General features: G+C 43.7%; 21 protein-coding genes. 5 read left to right on the plus strand and 16 right to left on the minus strand.

Features of this window, described 5'->3' with window-relative positions; genetic code table 11:
- Positions 1-3: 3 nt before the first annotated feature.
- The 5 genes from F6K64_RS17755 to F6K64_RS17775 all read right to left on the minus strand — a co-directional run bounded on the left by F6K64_RS17755 (position 4) and on the right by F6K64_RS17775 (position 2,700).
- Positions 4-609, minus strand: coding sequence for a hypothetical protein (locus F6K64_RS17755; RefSeq protein WP_287265927.1), 606 nt, complete (start codon positions 607-609; stop codon positions 4-6).
- Positions 610-662: 53 nt separating this feature from the next.
- A complete protein-coding gene (locus F6K64_RS17760; protein ID WP_287255252.1) occupies positions 663-1,127 on the minus strand; it encodes a DUF4365 domain-containing protein in 465 nt (154 codons plus the stop codon).
- Between the two features lie 210 nt (positions 1,128-1,337).
- The gene (locus tag F6K64_RS17765) at positions 1,338-1,733 is read right to left on the minus strand and encodes a hypothetical protein (RefSeq protein ID WP_008183934.1); all 396 of its coding nucleotides are present in this window, start codon (positions 1,731-1,733) and stop codon (positions 1,338-1,340) included.
- Entirely contained in the window at positions 1,730-2,116 is a 387-nt protein-coding gene (locus tag F6K64_RS17770; protein WP_008183932.1) for a DUF433 domain-containing protein, read from the minus strand. The genes F6K64_RS17765 and F6K64_RS17770 overlap by 4 nt, the downstream gene beginning before the upstream one ends.
- A gap of 167 nt (positions 2,117-2,283) precedes the next feature.
- Entirely contained in the window at positions 2,284-2,700 is a 417-nt protein-coding gene (locus tag F6K64_RS17775) for a helix-turn-helix domain-containing protein (RefSeq protein WP_287265929.1), read from the minus strand.
- A gap of 175 nt (positions 2,701-2,875) precedes the next feature.
- Between F6K64_RS17775 and F6K64_RS17780 the strand changes: the two genes are divergently transcribed.
- Positions 2,876-3,001, plus strand: coding sequence for a hypothetical protein (locus F6K64_RS17780; RefSeq protein ID WP_287265930.1), 126 nt, complete (start codon positions 2,876-2,878; stop codon positions 2,999-3,001).
- A 578-nt stretch (positions 3,002-3,579) separates the two neighbouring features.
- On the opposite strand, the gene F6K64_RS17785 is transcribed toward F6K64_RS17780, so the two are convergent.
- The 8 genes from F6K64_RS17785 to F6K64_RS17820 form a co-directional block, all read right to left on the minus strand.
- Positions 3,580-6,237 (minus strand): CHAT domain-containing protein, encoded by a 2,658-nt coding sequence (locus F6K64_RS17785; RefSeq protein ID WP_287265931.1) that lies wholly within the window; start codon positions 6,235-6,237, stop codon positions 3,580-3,582.
- A gap of 224 nt (positions 6,238-6,461) precedes the next feature.
- Positions 6,462-7,325 (minus strand): S-layer family protein, encoded by an 864-nt coding sequence (locus F6K64_RS17790; RefSeq protein WP_008183923.1) that lies wholly within the window; start codon positions 7,323-7,325, stop codon positions 6,462-6,464.
- A gap of 50 nt (positions 7,326-7,375) precedes the next feature.
- Positions 7,376-8,980 (minus strand): filamentous hemagglutinin N-terminal domain-containing protein, encoded by a 1,605-nt coding sequence (locus tag F6K64_RS17795; RefSeq protein ID WP_008183921.1) that lies wholly within the window; start codon positions 8,978-8,980, stop codon positions 7,376-7,378.
- A gap of 319 nt (positions 8,981-9,299) precedes the next feature.
- Positions 9,300-9,527: a hypothetical protein gene (locus tag F6K64_RS17800; RefSeq protein ID WP_044493093.1), complete on the minus strand. Its 228-nt coding sequence runs from the start codon at positions 9,525-9,527 to the stop codon at positions 9,300-9,302.
- A 16-nt stretch (positions 9,528-9,543) separates the two neighbouring features.
- Positions 9,544-9,960, minus strand: coding sequence for a helix-turn-helix domain-containing protein (locus F6K64_RS17805; RefSeq protein WP_008183917.1), 417 nt, complete (start codon positions 9,958-9,960; stop codon positions 9,544-9,546).
- Between the two features lie 377 nt (positions 9,961-10,337).
- Entirely contained in the window at positions 10,338-10,655 is a 318-nt protein-coding gene (locus F6K64_RS17810; RefSeq protein ID WP_287254765.1) for a hypothetical protein, read from the minus strand.
- Positions 10,656-10,746: 91 nt separating this feature from the next.
- On the minus strand, positions 10,747-11,370 hold the full coding sequence (locus F6K64_RS17815) for a glutathione S-transferase family protein (RefSeq protein WP_131827469.1): 624 nt from the start codon (positions 11,368-11,370) through the stop codon (positions 10,747-10,749).
- A gap of 402 nt (positions 11,371-11,772) precedes the next feature.
- Complete coding sequence (locus tag F6K64_RS17820) at positions 11,773-11,913, minus strand: hypothetical protein (RefSeq protein WP_008188457.1); 141 nt, start codon at positions 11,911-11,913, stop codon at positions 11,773-11,775.
- Positions 11,914-12,074: 161 nt separating this feature from the next.
- Between F6K64_RS17820 and F6K64_RS17825 the strand changes: the two genes are divergently transcribed.
- Entirely contained in the window at positions 12,075-12,281 is a 207-nt protein-coding gene (locus tag F6K64_RS17825) for a hypothetical protein (protein ID WP_044494884.1), read from the plus strand.
- Positions 12,268-12,534, plus strand: a complete 267-nt coding sequence (locus F6K64_RS17830; RefSeq protein ID WP_154659921.1) for a hypothetical protein — start codon at positions 12,268-12,270, stop codon at positions 12,532-12,534. The genes F6K64_RS17825 and F6K64_RS17830 overlap by 14 nt, the downstream gene beginning before the upstream one ends.
- On the opposite strand, the gene F6K64_RS17835 is transcribed toward F6K64_RS17830, so the two are convergent.
- Positions 12,516-12,686 carry a hypothetical protein gene (locus tag F6K64_RS17835; protein ID WP_287265932.1) on the minus strand — a complete coding sequence of 57 codons (171 nt, stop codon included), beginning with the start codon at positions 12,684-12,686 and terminating at the stop codon, positions 12,516-12,518. The two genes, F6K64_RS17830 and F6K64_RS17835, sit on opposite strands and share 19 nt — an antisense overlap.
- Positions 12,687-12,729: 43 nt before the next feature.
- Between F6K64_RS17835 and pyrG the strand changes: the two genes are divergently transcribed.
- Positions 12,730-14,397 carry a CTP synthase gene (pyrG, locus tag F6K64_RS17840; RefSeq protein WP_008188463.1) on the plus strand — a complete coding sequence of 556 codons (1,668 nt, stop codon included), beginning with the start codon at positions 12,730-12,732 and terminating at the stop codon, positions 14,395-14,397.
- A 758-nt stretch (positions 14,398-15,155) separates the two neighbouring features.
- Positions 15,156-15,575: a hypothetical protein gene (locus F6K64_RS17845; protein WP_008188465.1), complete on the plus strand. Its 420-nt coding sequence runs from the start codon at positions 15,156-15,158 to the stop codon at positions 15,573-15,575.
- 559 nt (positions 15,576-16,134) lie between these two features.
- On the opposite strand, the gene F6K64_RS17850 is transcribed toward F6K64_RS17845, so the two are convergent.
- Together F6K64_RS17850 and F6K64_RS17855 are read right to left on the minus strand one after the other, a co-directional pair.
- Entirely contained in the window at positions 16,135-16,959 is an 825-nt protein-coding gene (locus tag F6K64_RS17850) for a metallophosphoesterase (RefSeq protein WP_502708045.1), read from the minus strand.
- 197 nt (positions 16,960-17,156) lie between these two features.
- Positions 17,157-17,336, minus strand: coding sequence for a hypothetical protein (locus tag F6K64_RS17855; protein WP_287265936.1), 180 nt, complete (start codon positions 17,334-17,336; stop codon positions 17,157-17,159).
- Positions 17,337-17,396 lie beyond the last annotated feature (60 nt).

Consider the following 17,396-nt stretch of genomic DNA (forward strand, 5'->3'; position numbering starts at 1 on the left):
GTATTACGCTTTTCCTTTAACCATGTTCACTAGAATCCCAATAACTTTATTAATATCACTAATATAATAGCTATCATTATCTATATAAGCGACATTTTTTTCAAGCTTAACAAACCTCCATTCATCCCCTGTAGTTACTGCACCATATACACAGGGTAAATCATAACTTTCTTCTTGATTAAAGAGTTGAGCAGCATACATTTCCGCAATACATTGACCCAAGCCAGAAATAATATTTTCATTCTTAGCTTCAACTATTGTAATTACCGGCAAATCTAAATATAACTGCTCTTCTGAACCACTAATGATATAATCACAAAATCCAGTTAAGCCTTTTTCCTTATCGACATTAAAATCAATCCCTGAGAATAGACTAATTTTTTGAGATGATTTTTCTTTGACTTCCAGTAAAATATTAATAATGATTAGTTCTGACCTAGCTTTTTCCGTATTAATGGCTAAGGCTAAAGGGAGATTTCTTTTTAAGGTCTGTGCCAGATAATCACTTATTTGAATTTCTTCACTATTGGAAAATAGTGACTGATCCTCGACAGTCTGGATATTAAAGTCAAGCTTGACTTTCTTTAGAGTAAAGTCACTATATGCCACTTAAGTCTCCTGGTTTTGAGCCTAATGCTAAGGCGGTCGGGGTATGGGTGTTGTTATGCGGCGGATTGGTGCTTTCGATTATACCAAGCATTAACTTCTGCGATTATCTGGCTAACCTGCTCCTGATCCAGAGAACGCCATTGATTGTTTTCAAGAGTATGAAGGCTCTGGTTGGATTCACTGGGATACTTCAACCATCGGTAATAGCCCCTGTCATCGTCCATAGTGAAAAACAATACACATACCGGGAAGGGCAAATCTTGAAAGTACTTCTTTTCTTGGTCAGATAAAACTAGTGACGCTTCTTGCTGTATGTCCTTGAAAGCTTTGTCTCGACCTTTGATGTGAACACCAAAAACCCTTCCTGTTGGTAATTTATCCCGTAGTATTGTTACCAACATATCTAGCCCATAATCAGCCTTCATCCTTTCCACAACTAGATCTTGGCTACTTGTCAAATATACTATCGCCAGATGTTCAGCACGCTCACCAATGAAATAATCTAAATCTCGCTTCATTACTGCCTCCACTATTGCACTAGGAAGTCTGCTGTAACTTGACTGCGATTGACCGTAGGTCACGCTACGCGATGGCTCGAAGAGCCCGCTAAAAGCGATTGGCCTACGGCCACGCTACGCGAACGCATCAATTGATTGCTACTGACTATATTGCCACCTTAACTGAGTTTAATTAGGCAAGCAAAGGTTTGTAATTGTTGAGCTTCGTATTCATGGAATGAAAAGTCTCATTGAACCTCTATAGTCATCAATGTCAAAGATAATCTCAATTAGCCGATCAACACAACGATTGCGATAATCAGGATCACTCAGAACTCGATCAGAATCTCCAATTGTGACAACAGGTAATGAAGTAGATGTATTTTCTTCACGCATCACTTTCTCTAGAGAATTCTTACCGTTCATACTCCGATTGGCTGTTAGCAGGATCATTTGATTGGCTTGTGCAAACCGCCAAACTACTCTGTCATCACTAGTAATCGATAATTCAATCTCTGCAAAAGTGACAAACCGAATGGGTAACAGCTCCAACCAGCCAAGGCTAGCAATACTACCTGACAAAAGTAGAGCATGTCCTTCAAGATTATGATCAACCAAGAAAATCATCGCTGGGACTCAAATTGAGCTTGATGTTTTGCTTTCTGTGCTTGCAGCTTTTCCCAAGCCGCCTCCCTACCTGGTAATGGTGGCTTTTTGGCAAGTCGGGCAATCAGGTCACGATTGCGCTGTTCATAATACTGTCGCAATTCTTCAGCTTCTTTCACTACAATTTGATACTCAGCTTCGACTTCAGCACGATTGGCTTTAATATAGGCCAGAGCAGCATTTATTTGTTCCTCGGTTAAGTTGAAGAGACCACGAATAAGCTTAGGAGGATATTCAGCAGTTAGGTAATCTATTACATCATAGAGTGTGATGCGTGTACCTGATATCGTCAATCCCCTTTCTGTGCGAATGATAGCCACTTTTCCATTAGACTCTAAACTCATATCCCTTATTCTTAAAAGACTAAATCCATCATTAACTACGCTATCAGCTATCAGCTATCAGCTATCAGCTATCAGCTTATGCCCGTAGCGCAATCGGTGCTTTTGAATAAAATAAGCTGACCACTGACCACTGACCACTGACCACTGACCGCCCATCCCTGGCCAAATCAACTCACTTTAAAATCAGAAATCGTCTCAATCCACACCCTAGCCCCACATTTTAATGGGTCATCTGGACGATACATCACCCGACAGGGACCATTGACCTCCACCGTATGACCGTAAGTATTTTTAGAACCCCGTTTCACCGTGATCACAGGGTTGCGATCGCCCGTCTTGAGATTGTTGCGAATTACCTTCTGATTAACGTGAATCACAGCTTTGGTGTACTCCGTGCGCTTTGACCAATTCCGCTTCGGGCCACGAGTACCAGGGGTAACCACCGGCATACCGTCAAACAGAGGAATCACCCAAGTTCTACCCACCTTATAAGCCCCCTTAACTCTGCCCTTGCTCAGCAGGAAACGGACGCGAGTGGCAGAAACACCTAGTAATTCAGCGGCTTGAGCGGTAGAAATCATCATGGCGGTAAAACCATTGCTTTAACAATACTGTTATATTAACACAAGTTCTCAGAAGATGCAAGGGGTTAGAAAAACTATTGCATTGACACTATCTCTAGTTAGAGGGTGGTAAGTGTTTTAAAAGTTGTAAGAATGTTAAGGGTGGAAAGAGGGGTTAGAAAAAACTATTGCAGCGATGCAGCGCGGTCTTGGGGGTTTCCCCCATGAGCGACTGCATCAAGACACTGACGCACTATATTTGTCAGCAGCACACAAAAATGCGATCGCTATTTTGAGAACCGGTATGCGATCGCTATTTTGAGAAGCAGTATGCGATCGCTATTTTGAGAACCGGTATGCGATCGCTATTTTGAGAAGCAGTATGCGATCGCTATTTTGAGAACCAGTATGCGATCGCTATTTTGAGAACCAGTATGCGATCGCTTTTTGAGAACCGGTATGCGATCGCTTTTTGAGAAGCAGTATGCGATCGCTTTTTGAGAACCGGTATGCGATCGCTTTTTGAGAAGCAGTATGCGATCGCTTTTTGAGAACCGGTATGCGATCGCTATTTTGAGAACCGGTATGTGATCGCTATTTTGAGAACCGGTATGTGATCGCTTTTTTGAGAACCAGTATGGGATTGGCCTACGGCCACGCTACGCGAACGCACCAAATACAACTAATACAATTCTCGTTACTGTTGCCAGCTCCAGTTCCTAATAGCAGTCGAAGTAAAGATTAAGACATCTTTCTGTTCCCTGCTCCTCTTCTCTCCTCCCACACTCCCCACACCTCCCACACTCCCCACCCTCCCCACACCTCCCACACACCCCACACCCCACACCCTACTCCCTACCCCCTACTCCCTACTCCCTACCCCCTACTCCCTACTCCACTTCACAACCAATTTCCCAACAAAATAAAAGCCGACCAGTAAAAGGGGTGACTAAATTCCGGCGTCTGCAACAGCTCCTGTTGAGCTTGACCCAGAGCTTCAGCCTTGGTAACTTTGCCTGTGGCTAACCTCTGATAAAAGTGAGTCATTAACTCTGCAGTGGCTAGATCGTCCACATACCAGAGACTGGCAATGGTACTGCGTGCCCCAGTACGCACTGCTACTCCAGCCAATCCCAAAGCCGCTCGGGAGTCTCCTGCCGCTGTCTGACAAGCACTGAGGACGAGTAATTCAATCGGATTTTTTTGCTTTTGATCCGCTGAGATCAGAGTATTTAACTCATTGAGATTGATTACGTCGTCCCAGGTCAGGAGAAAGGTTTCTTCAGCTACTGAACTGAATTGACCATGAGTGGCTAGATGGAGCACTTCGTACGCAGAGTTATTAACTTCTGTATTGAAGTTGGATTCAGTAAAGGATTCATTGAGTAGAATCAATGAGGGAACTTGAGCCATGATATTCTCTAATTCTTCCTTCACCCCAGGAAGTGCTCCTAAATTGGGACGATGGGGACGAGTTTCCGTGACTCCAGCAGCCAGAACTGAAACGTTTTCTCTGACATTGGCTTGAGAGTCGATTAATTGTAAACTAGGTGCTACCGCAATATTATATTTCTCGATAGCATAGTTTTCCCCGTCATAAAGCACAGACATGGGAATATTCCGCAGGGCTCCGTCTGGAATAAATACTAGGGTGAGGATGTTGCTGTTGGCTAGTTCCGCTTCAATGGGGGTGATTAACCAGTCGTGTATTGTTTGCAAGTTTTCCTTTTCAAGACCTCGCCAAGGGCTAGTAATAGTTCTCCAAGCCAAAGCCAATTGTTGTTCTATTTCTGTTTGAGGTAAGTTAGTGGTGATTTGGCGCAGAGGTTGCCCGGGCAAGGTGACAATTACTTCCAGGCGGTCTGGCAAGATAATGGTATAGAATATCGCGGCTTTTGGGTCTATTTCATCGATATTAACTGGTTTAGCATCTAGACAGGCATCCCTAAAAAAGTTGTCTAGTTCTGCTAGTTGCAGGGATTCAATCACATCTCGTGCTTGTTTGAGGTTTTCTTGAGATGCATTGGGTTCTAGGAGTAGTCCTACTAATTCTCGGTAGACTGGTTCGACACTTTCTCGAAACTCAAACTGAATATCGCTACTAATCGCGACTAGGTCGCTACGAATCGATTGCAGGGTTTGCACCGATTGAGAATAGGCCGCGATCGCACCTTTTTTATCTGCTTTTTGGTTGAGGATTCTGCCCAGTTGCCATTGCCATTGATAGGCTAAATCGGGAGCATTGACTTGTTGAGCAATTAGTAAGGCTTTTTCCGTTAAGTCTTGGGCTTCATCAAGACGTGATGCGTGTTCGTATAAGGTTCCCAAGTTACCAATAGCTTCAGCTTCCGCTCTTTTATCTCCCAACTCCCTAGCCAGCTTAAGGGCATCGGCGAGATAAGTAGCCAGGGAGTTGGGAGATTTGAGATTTGAGTTTTTACTTTTTGACAGGGTTTGGGCTAGATTAATTCTAGCACTTATTGCTGTTTGATTTGGAGATAATGTCGTTAAGGTATAGTCTATCCCTGACAATAACTTTCTGGCTTGTGACCACTCTTGTTTAGCTATCAATATACTTAGTTGATTTAATTGTCCCTGAATCTTAAGATCCGGTAAGGGAGATTCCTCCACAACCCGTTGATAGAAATCCATTGCCTCTTCTGTTTCCCCTTGTAATCTAGCTGTATCCCCCAAACTGAGTAGACTTTCAGCAATCAAAGTCTGATTTGGTAAGTTTTCGGCGATGGCTAAACTTTGTTGTAAAATTTCTTGAGAGTCTTGGAATTTACCCACTCGGCGCAGGATATTACCTAGGTATTGGAGGGCGGTACTTTTGAGTTTACTATCCGGTTGCTCTTGGAGAGTTTCCTTGATTTTATTTAACGTTTTATTAGCTTGATGATACAACCCTAATGATCGTAAGGCTTGCACTTGGTAAATCTGACTTTCTGTTAATCGATTTAGGTCTCCTAGGTCTTGGTAAATAGCACTAGTTTGCTTCCAATTTGATAAAGCTTGTTTGGCATCACCTAGAGATAAGTATACTTGTCCTTCCACTGACAAAATTTGGGCTTGTAATTCTTGACTTTCTTTGGTATTATGGAGTTGTGATAATTTGCTATAACTCTGGGATAGTATTTCTTGAGCTTGTTCCAACTTTCCCAAACGTTGATAAACTAAAGCTAGATTAACTAAGGAGTTAATCTCACCAATAATATCCCCACTCTCCCTGTAGTTACTAATAACTTGCTCCAACAACGGTATCGCCTGTTGATATTGCCCTGTTTCATAGAGGTGTTGGGCTTGTTGTCCTAGGGAATCGGGAATTAGGCGTTGCTGAATCTTCGAGTGAATGCGCGACCGTTTAGTCTTGTTAAAGCCCCCTAAATCATCCAAATTTGGGGGACTTTGGGAGTTTTGTTCCCCCCAGCGAGGGATTGCTCGCTGGGGGGCTAGGGGGGCAAAATTATACCCAAAATCAGCAGAATTTGATAAGGCTTTCCCGGATGGTAGTAAACAGGTTAATGCGATGGCAATTACAAATGATAGTTTTTTCATAATAATTAATTAAGGGAATTGGGAATAGGGAATAGTAATAATAGTTGATTAACTCTTGCCTCTTGCCTCTTGCCTTTCTTTCAGAGAGTATGTTCACCTTTTAAATAAAAATGCTATAGCAATTTTATATCCCATAAGGTACCTATTATCCCCCTAAATCCCCCTTAATAAGGGGGACTTTGAGGTTGAAAAGCGTACCTCATAACTACGATAAACGCTATATATTACTCTTCCCTACTCCCTGCTCCCTGCTCCCTACTCCCGATTCCCGAATGACAATCAAGATGGGGCAATATCTGCTCAACAGGAGTACCCCTAAACGGTTGCGCCGTCAGAATAATTGTGCCATCCTTGGCTCTGACCCAGCCTTGGGCTTCGATAATCACTTTTTTTTCTTGGGCAGGTTGAGGGCGTCTGACATTAGGTTGTTGCTGCAATTTTTGTCTCCTGGTGCTGGCTGAGCCAGGACGAGTTCTCCAGCCCACTGTTCTGTCGGTATTAATCACCGGATCTAATCGAGTCGGTGGTAAACCCCCTTTGCCGGTAATGGTAAAGGAACTGCCGCCAGCAATCCGATTATTCTCAAAGCCACAAAGGTCATTGGCGAGGATTGCTTCTGCATCGACTAGGCTTGCTGGTAATTCGGTTAAGCCTGAGGTGGGGTCTACGTCTGGGGTATTAAGGATTACTTCACCGCTGAAAGATGGGCCAAGGGTGGAGGTGGCGGTGATGTCATTGTCTGGAGTTAGACGATCCCGGAACTCTAAGCCAAAGATGCCTTGGGCATTAATCTCAACACGACCTCCTGGGCCAAATTCAGCATTGGCGGTGATGTCGCTATTTCCGAGACCGACTAGGGTATCAGTATTAATTTCTATATTTCCCCCATCAGTATTCTGGGCGTTAGTGGTAATGTTGCTTTCGTCGAGGAGTCGGATATCACGAGCTTCTAGGATAATATTGCCTTCTTTTCCTGCTGTTTCTGCTGTGATGATTCCTTTGTTGTCAAGGAAGATGGAGTTGGCATTAATCTCTACCCTGCCTGCTGAACTCCCCGGTTGAATGCTTCTAGCGCGGGAGCATCCCATTTTGGAAACAATATTACCCAAAGCAACGATATTTCAAGGGTTTCAGCCCCCTAAAAAGAGCTAACGTGCCAAATTGGGATGCTCCCTCTAGCGCTAACTTCTGCTCCATCAGAGATTATTAACTTATCAGTGGTAATATTCAACAACTCTCCTGCATTTCCTGTTGCTTCTCGATTAGCTTGAATCAATAATCCGCTGGTAAACTCACCATTGGCTGATGTACCAATCACTTGAACAGAATCAGAGGCATTCACTCTCAAGGTTCCTCCGTTCCCTTCACCTCTTGTGTTAGCGCTAACTTGTCCTCCATCTTGAACAAGTAACTTCCCAGTAGTAATACTTAAATTTCCAGCTTTTCCTATCCCTTGAGTTTGAGTAGACAAGACGCTGGGAAACTCAGCACCAATTACTTGAACTTCAGAGGCGTTCACACTCAAGCTTCCTGCGTCTCCTTCACCACGAGTAATAGTATCCACTTGTCCTCCATTCTGAAGCAAAAAAAAGTCAGTGTTAATCAGAATGTCTCCCCCATCTCCCGCACCAGAAGTGAAAGCAGAGAGGCCGCTAGGAAATCGAACTTGAATCAACCCATCAATAACTTTCACAGACTCAGAAGCATTCACAGTCACGTTTCCTGCCTTTCCCTCGTCAAAAGCGTTACTTAATACGCTTGCTCCATCCCTAAGGGTCAACTGACGAACATCGATGTTTATATCTCCACCGGGTAATGAGGTGAATGTGCTTGCTCTAACGGTAGAGGTTCTACCAATATCTAACTGTGAACCCCGGATGGAAATTGCTCCGTCGCTGTCTTGGGCAGCCAGGTCATTTTGTTCTTCAACGCTGGTACTGATAAAAGACCTCAGTATTCCGATATCCCGAAAGTTCTCAATACCTTCGTATCCCAAAACCCAACCTTTCCCTTTTGGTGTCAAACTTACTAGACCTGGACCAGCAACACTACCCAGTTCAATCCGACCACCTCGTGCTTCTAGAAAAAATCCTTCTAAGGTAATATCCCTTCCTACAAGAGCTAAAGTTTTACCAGGTTGCACTCTTAGCCCTAGTCCTTGAAAGAAACTCTGGAAACCACTAATTCCTTGTGCCCTAATACTGCCTGAGTTTTCTCCATATTGCAAACCAAGAGGCCCCTTAATCGTTAACAGAGGTGGAGCATCTGGGTTGGTGGCGCTGAATTGAAAACCATTGTCAAACACCACGCTGTTGGCAGTACTCCCAAAAAATGAGCCTCCCAAATCTAGGCTGCTATTGGGACCAAAGACAATACCGTTGGGATTTATCAGAAATAAGTTAGCATTTCCCAACACTCCCAGAGTCCCTAAAATATTGGAAACATTACCTCCAGTTACCCGACTCAGGATGTTCTCAATTCCAGCCGGATTAGCAAAATAAACCCGTCCCATCTCACCCACATTAAAATCTGAAAAGCTGTGGAAGAGATTACTGTCTCTAATCGCGCCACCTTCAATTAAATCTGCTAGGGCACCCTTAATAGTCACATTGGGCGTTACCACAGACCGTTCATTACCGAGGGTATTATCTGGAGTAATTTGCCCTAATGCGGTAGTTGCAGCCAGTAGAGAACACAGAACAAAGGGACTTGCTTGCAGAAGTCCGTAAACCACAGCTTTCATGTTAATCAATCAAAATGCTCCCGATGTCTGGGATTATTTCATAAAATACCTGTTGATTCTGTTAAGTTTTATTAGGTAGGGTGGGCAAAGTAATCTATTCGTGACGAATCAAAACAAGCAAACGGTTTTTCCGTAAGCATTCAGCCGTCAGCTGTCAGCCGTCAGCTAAAGGCTCACCCTGGGCGAACAGCTTTTTGGCACATGCCACAAGCGCTGTGACTTTACTCAGATTAAACTTTTGCTTACCTGTTTTATTCAAAAGCTGTTCCCTTAGCTTGCCGATAGCCCATAAGTAGGGTAGGGTGGGCAACGTAATCATTTAGTGACCAATCAAAAGAAGCAAACTGTTTTTGCCCACCCTACAAGCTGAATCCTTAGCTGACTTGCCGATAGCCCATAAGTAGGGTAGGGTGGGCAACGTAATCATGTAGTGACCAATCAAAATCACCAAACTGTTTTTGCCCACCCTACTCAAAGTAGAGTAGGGTAGGGTGGGCAACGTAATCATGTAGTGACCAATCAAAATCACCAAACTGTTTTTGCCCACCCTACAAGCTGAATCCTTAGCTCACCTTATAATCAGAAATCGTCTCAATCCACACCCTAGCCCCACATTTTAATGGATCATCCGGACGATACATCACCCGACAGGGGCCATTGACTTCTACCGTATGACCGTAAGTATTTTTAGAACCCCGTTTCACCGTGATCACAGGGTTGCGCTCCCCGCTCTTGAGATTTTGGCGAATTACCTTCTGATTAACGTGAATCACAGCCTTAGTGTACTCCGTGCGCTTTGACCAATTCCGCTTCGGTCCGCGAGTACCAGGAGTGACCACCGGCATACCATCAAACAGAGGAATCACCCAAGTCCTACCCACCTTATAAGCCCCCTTCACTCTGCCTTTGCTCAGCAGGAAACGGACGCGAGTGGCAGAAACACCTAGTAATTCAGCGGCTTGGGCGGTAGAAATCATCATGGCAGCAAAACCATTGCTTTAACGTTACTGTTAACTTAACACAAATTCTCATAAAATGCAAGGGGTTAGAAAAACTATTGCAGCGATGCAGCGCGGTCTTGGGGGTTTCCCCCACTCGCTATTGCATCAAGACATTGACACTATCTTTAGCTAGAGAGTGGTAAGGGTGGTAAGAGGGGTTAGAAAAACTGTTGCATTAACGCTATAGCAGAAGTCAGAAGTCAGAAGTAAAACTATTGCTATACTTAGCTTTGAGACTTTTGTCATGTCCTAACTGCCCTGGCGACTGCTATATCTGAGTTTAGGGGTTTTAAGGGTGGTAAGAGAGGAAAAAGTTTAAAGGGTCACAAAAACTGTTGCACTGACACTATCTCTAGCTAGAGGGTGGTAAAAGTTGTAAAGGTTGTAAGTGTGGTTTTAGTGGGAAAAGGGGTCAGAAAACTGTTGCACTGACGCACTGATGAGCAGCCCATATTGCGATCGCGTAGCGGTGCCTGCGGCACATCGCAGAGAACCGGTATGCGATCGCGTTTACAGAACCAGTATGCGATCGCGTAGCGGTGCCTGCGGCACATCGCGTTTACAGAACCAGTATGCGATCGCGTAGCGGTGCCTGCGGCACATCGCAGAGAACCGGTATGCGATCGCGTAGCGGTGCCTGCGGCACATCGCAGAGAACCGGTATGCGATCGCACCAAATACAACTAATACAATTCTCGTTACTGTTCCGATCTCCCCATCTCCCCATCTCCCCATCTCCCCATCTCCCCATCTCCCCACTCCCGATTACCGATTACCAATAGTTTCTCTAAAAGCTGGACGTTGAGACAAACGCATCACATAATCAGCAATAGCTGGATACTCTTTCAAATCCAAATTTACCAGTATTTTGGCATAAGCTAAATAAGAGCCTACTGCAATATCCGCCACACTTAAATTATCCCCTAACAAAAACGGTTTATCCGTTAATAGTTCATTTAGTGGCTTCAACAAACTGGAAGTTTCTTTCTCCCGTCTATCGTCCCAAAACAATTCTAGTCCTAAAGTAGCATTAGCAAACAAAACCCACTGCAAAATCTCCGACTGTTCTTCCAGAGAACTAGGGGTTTCTCCATACTTATTAGCTAAGTAAACCAAAATCGCTCCCGACTCCCAAAGTTTAAAGTCCCCATCTACAATTGCTGGCACTTTCCCCATTGGATTAATCGACAAGTATTCCGGCTGTTTATGCTCTCCAGCTTTCATATCCAGCAAGATATACTTATAGGGCACTCCCAACTCCTCAAGATACCACTGCACAATCGCAGCTCGGCTCCGAAGAGCACCATAAAGTTTTAGTTGTGCAGATGATTGACTGACTTCAAAATTGTCATGACTACTGAATTCTGACTCTTGAGTAGGATAAGACATTGTTATAGATCTAGATTCGTTTACCTTAGAAGTATTAAATGCACTTTTCCCACTGACAGGATTAACGTATCCAAGGATTATATAAGTGGATAAAGTAGCTAATAAACAGAATAATAGACCCATAGCAATAAGTCAAGTAGTTGTTAATTTTGTGAGGTAGAAATTTCTGGGTTTTAGGGAGCAGCGAGTAGGGAGCAGGGAGCAGGGAATAGGGAATCGGGAATAGTAGAAAAGAGCGATGCAGCGCGGTCAAAGGATGCTACCCCATTAGCGACTGTATCAATAAGCTACAAAGACTTTTTGATGTTATGAGAAATCCGCCAGATTGTTAATGACCTATTTATAAATGCTATACAGCGTTTTTCATAACTATAAGCTATAAAGGTACATAAAATTTTTTACCTATTCCTTATTCCCGATTCCCGATTCCCGATTCCCGTTCCCCTCCTGGGAGGGGTTAGGGGTGGGTTCCGATTCCCGATTCCCGTTCCCCTCCTGGGAGGGGTTAGGGGTGGGTTCCGATTCCCGATTCCCGATTCCCAACCAGTTTTTAACAAAAAATTTAAAAATATGTTATAATATAAAATTTTTATGATAGAATAAAAGAGTGGGCGCTGAGACGCCCGGAGTCAAGAGCTAGCCCGTAGATGTTGGACCGTCGGCGGGCTAGCTCTGGCTCCCCTACAAAAGGAGATAGTTTGATTATGAGTTATTCTGAACGCCTTCATCCGTGGGTGGTCATTCGGCTGTTACCCAAGATGCAGCGGAGAGTCGTTGCTCGCTTCCGGAACCGGTCTGATGCGGAAGGACACTTATGGGCTCTGAAACGATTAATGCCTGATGCTCAATTTGTCATTGTCTTTGACGTCGGTAATCTAGACCTCGGTAATCCAATGGATGAGGAATCCTAGGGGTTTTGCATCGATCAGCGGTCAGCGGTCAGCGGTCAGCGGTCAGCGGTCAGTAGTCAGTGGTCAGTGGTCAGTGGTCAGCCGTCAGCCGTCAGCCGTCAGTGGTCAGCCGTCAGTGGTCAGCCGTCAGTGGTCAGCCGTCAGCCGTCACCTTCAGTGGTCAGTGGTCAGCCGTTGGCTGAAAGCTGATAGCACCTCAAGTAGCGTGCGCGTAGCGCTTAAGCTGATAGCACCTCAAGTAGCGTGCGCGTAGCGCTTAAGCTGATAACTGATTGCTGATTGCTGATTGCTGATAACTGATTGCTGATTGCTGATTGCTGGTAAATGATAGCTGATAGCTGAATACTGATAGCTGATAGCTGATAGCTCAGCAGCACCAAACAACTCTGGTGTACCATGGCACAATGAACCCAGAAAATCTATATCGCGCTATAATATTATTACTATTATGACTAAGTTTGTCTTCATAACTGGAGGGGTTGTATCCAGTATTGGCAAGGGGATTGTTGCTGCTAGCTTGGGACGTTTACTCAAATCCCGGAACTATTCCGTCTCGATTCTTAAACTAGACCCCTATATTAACGTAGATCCGGGCACCATGAGTCCCTACCAACATGGAGAAGTGTTTGTAACATCAGACGGTGCCGAGACAGATTTAGATTTAGGTCACTATGAACGCTTCACGGATACCTCCGTCTCTCGCCTAAACAGTGTCACAACTGGCTCGATTTATCAAGCCGTAATCAATAAAGAACGTCGCGGTGACTACCAGGGGGGAACAGTGCAGGTGATTCCCCACATTACCAATGAAATAAAACAGCGCATTCATCGAGTTGCCCAAAATTCCAATCCTGATGTAGTGATTACAGAAATTGGTGGCACATTGGGGGATATTGAATCCCTACCGTTTTTGGAAGCAATTCGTCAATTCCGTAAGGATGTCGGGCGCAATCACGTCCTTTATATGCACGTCACCCTATTACCTTGGATTCCTGCGGCTGGAGAAATAAAAACTAAGCCAACCCAGCACTCCGTCAAGGAATTGCGTGCCATTGGGATTCAACCGGATATTTTAATTTGCCGATGCGATCGCGCTTTCCCAAGCGGATTAAAAGATAAAATATCAGCATTCTGTGATGTACCAGTAGAGTCAGTTATTTCTGCACAGGACGCCAGCAGTATCTACGAAGTCCCCCTAATGCTAGAAAAAGAAGGACTAGCCCAGCAAACTCTAGAGTTATTCCAGATGGAGCAACGGGAACCAGATTTAACCCATTGGCAGCGGTTAGTTGAGCGTTTGCATAATCCCACTCACCATCTTGAAATTGCCATTGTTGGTAAGTATATCAAACTAACTGATGCCTATCTATCCGTTGTGGAAGCTTTGCAGCATGCTGCGATCGCAAAGGATACCAAAATCAAAATACACTGGGTTAGTGCTGAGGATGTGGAAGCTTACGGCCCTGAACCCTTCCTAAACGGTTTTAACGGTATCCTTATTCCTGGAGGCTTTGGGATTCGGGGAGTAGATGGCAAAATTCAGGCCATTCGGTATGCTAGGGAAAATCAGATTCCCTTGCTGGGCTTATGTTTAGGGATGCAGTGTTCTGTAGTTGAATGGGCACAGCACATAGCCCTCTTAGAAGATGCCCATAGTGCCGAGTTTTTCACTGATATCAAGAATCCCGTCATTCATCTATTGCCAGAACAACAAGATGTAGTGGATTTAGGCGGTACCATGCGTTTAGGGCTATACCCATGCCGTATAGCACCTGATACTCTAGCATCTTCCCTCTACCAAGAAGAAGTTATTTATGAGCGCCACCGCCACCGCTATGAATTTAATAATGCTTATCGCAACCTATTTCTAGAAACAGGTTTTGTGATTAGTGGGACTTCTCCCGATGGTCGCCTAGTGGAAATAATTGAATTGAAAGAACACCCCTTCTTTATTGCCACTCAGTTCCACCCAGAATTTAGCTCCCGTCCTAGTCATCCCCATCCATTGTTTGTGGGATTTGTGCAAGCTACCCTTGACAAAGCACAGGTTAAACAGTCCACTACTAACGGCAGTACTAGCGAAAACCAGCAATCCATTGCCCAAGTAGGCTGCTAAGTATGTGACGCAAGTTCTTTCGGTATTGATCAGGGTAAATAGGGCAACGGATGTCACATATGTCGCAGATTAGGGGATCAATGACATCATGCCGGATAATTACCCTCCATCAAAACATGATTCCACAGAAATTATCCGGCTCTGAGGAATAAACCCCTGAAATATGACTTAGCTTGATCAGCAGCTAGGTAACAGTGAAGTACCCCAACCGACACGAAGTAGGTTGGGGCTTCCAACTTTCGCTCAATTCAGGGATGATCTTAATAGAATTAAGAATTAAGAATGCGCGAATTTAGAATTGGATTCTTAATTCTACATTCTTAATTCTACATTCTTAATTCTACATTCTTAATTCTACATTCTACATTCTACATTTTTCCTATCCTGGTTAACTATTTCTCCTTATTGGTTGAAAGTCAAGTAACAAGTAACAAATGGAGCATGTCAGTTTTGTTAATCCCTGATTCAGATCCCCCTAAATCCCCCTTAATAAGGGGGACTTTTGAATCTAATTCCCCCCTTGATTAAGGGGGGTTAGGGGGGATATATGTACATAATTACAAAGGTGAAATGCTCCCAGTAACAAGTAACAAGTGTTAATTAACAAGAAGTAACCAGTAATCTGAATAAGAAGAGCAATCCGTATAGGAATTGTGATAATTTTTGTTTCCTGTTCCCTTTGCTAAAGTGATTAACTGGACTCGTTCGAATTGGTAATTGCTAGTATTACCAACCCATTATGTCAATAAGGAGGTTTTGTGAGTTACTGGATAAAAGTTAATTACGATCATCGAGAATATGTCATTGATCTGGATCGGCTTAGTACATTCACCCATGGACCCAACGGAAAAATAACCTTCTGGTTACCCGATAGTACTATTCCCATTATTATCAACCGTCAAAGTGACCCAGACGGTTATCAACGAGTGGTGAACTACATTCAAAAGTTATCAGCACGATCACCTTCTGGTTTTTGGATTACATTCAGTTACGAGCGTCATGATTATATCCTTGACCTCAACAAAATCAGTAGTTTTTGTCACTACCCAAATCAGAGATTAACCTTTTGGTTACCTGACAGTTCCATGCCCATCATTATTAGCGAACAAAAATATCCAGAAATTTATCATAAGATAATAGACTACATTGAACAAAAAACTGGCTATTTACTAACGTAATTATAGAATTTAGAATTTAGAATTTAGAATTGGGAATTTAGAATTAATAATTTAGAATTTAGAATTTAGAATTTAGAATTATACATGCTACCTTCTGGCTTCTGGCTTCTGGCTTCGGGAGCATCCCAATTTGGCACGTTAGCTCTTGTTAGGGGGCTGAAACCCTTGAAATATAGTTGCTTTGGGTAATATTGTTTCCAAAATGAGATGCTCCCCTGGCTTCTGGCTTCTGGCTTCTGGCTTCTGGCTTCTGGCTTCTGGCTTCTGGCTTCTGCCTTCTTAATTCTACATTCTTAATTCTACATTCTTAATTCTTAATTTTTAATTCCCCATTCTTAATTCCCCATTCTTAATTCTACATTCTTAATTCTACATTCTTAATTCCCCATTCTTAATTCCCCATTCTTAATTCTACATTCTTAATTCCCCATTCTTAATTCCCCATTCTTAATTCTACATTCTTAATTCCCCATTCTTAATTCTACATTCTTAATTCCCCATTCTTAATTCTACATTCTTAATTCCCCATTCTTAATTCTACATTCTTAATTCTACATTCTTAATTCAATGTAATTACTGTAACTTCTGGTGGACAAAATAGACGACCTGGCCAATAAGTTCCTAAACCACGATTAGTATACAACTGATTTTTACCGATCGAATGTAAACCCTCAGACCATTCCCAGTGCTTAGTTACTTTTGAACATACTTTCAAATACGGTATCCAGGGCTGCACAGATTTAGGAATATACTTCCGGAGGGTTTTCAACAATGCTGGCGCAGGTCCGATTCCTGGAATCACAATCTGACCACCATGGGTATGACCAGACAACTGCAAATCCACTCGCCAACGCTGTAATATCTCCGCAGTATCAGGGTTGTGGGATAAGACAATCCGGGGTGTTTTGGGGTCAATTTGATTGAGCACTGGACCAGGATTGAAATCACCAGACCAAAAATCAGCAAGTCCTACTAGAGGTAATTGTGCTCCAAACGGATAAGCGATCGCATTCCACAACACCTTCACACCAATCTTAGTTAGAGCCTGAGTAATTGTTGCTTTTGAATGACGCCAGGCTAAATCATGGTTACCCAGTATAGCATAGATTCCATGGCGACTTTCCAGGTACTTCAATCGCCGCGCTAGTAGATAAATAGGAGTCGGGCTATTGGTTACGTAGTCGCCAGTTAACACGACTAGATCAGGTTCAGCTTGATTAGCGGCTTCAATAGCGTCAGCTAAGATATTTTCTCGTAACTGCTGTCGATCATAATGTAAATCGGATAGTTGTACAAGTTTTGTGCCTCGCAATGACGTAGGTAAATCCGCGATCGCAACGGTGACTTTTTCTACCTTTAAAGGTCCTGAAAATATCCAATTCATCCAGCTAATCAAGAGGGTCATTAAACACTTGCCTCCAGCATAGCTCAGCCATCAGCTATCAGCCATCAGCTATCAGCCAATGCGCTACGCGCACGCTTCGCGAACAGCCATCAGCTATCAGTTATCAGCCATCAGCTAATAGCTATCAGTTTTTGAATAAAACAGGTAACCATTTGTTGTAAGCATTCAGCTATCAGCTAATGCGCTACGCGCACGCTACTTGAGGTGCTATCAGCTTTGGAATAAAACAAGTAAGCATTGGAATAATGCTGAGTTACCTCACAGCGTCGTTCGCACAGCGTGGCCATTCGCGCACGCGTGGCCGTTCGCGTAGCGTGGCCAAAAGGCCAAAAGGCCAAGGCCAAAGCCTGTGCCACAAGGCTGACGGCTGAACGCTGACCGCTGATAGCTAAAATCTAATTTAGAATTACGGATAA

It is taken from the genome of Moorena sp. SIO3A2, assembly GCF_010672265.1.
In the GTDB taxonomy this organism is placed as follows: domain Bacteria; phylum Cyanobacteriota; class Cyanobacteriia; order Cyanobacteriales; family Coleofasciculaceae; genus Moorena; species Moorena producens.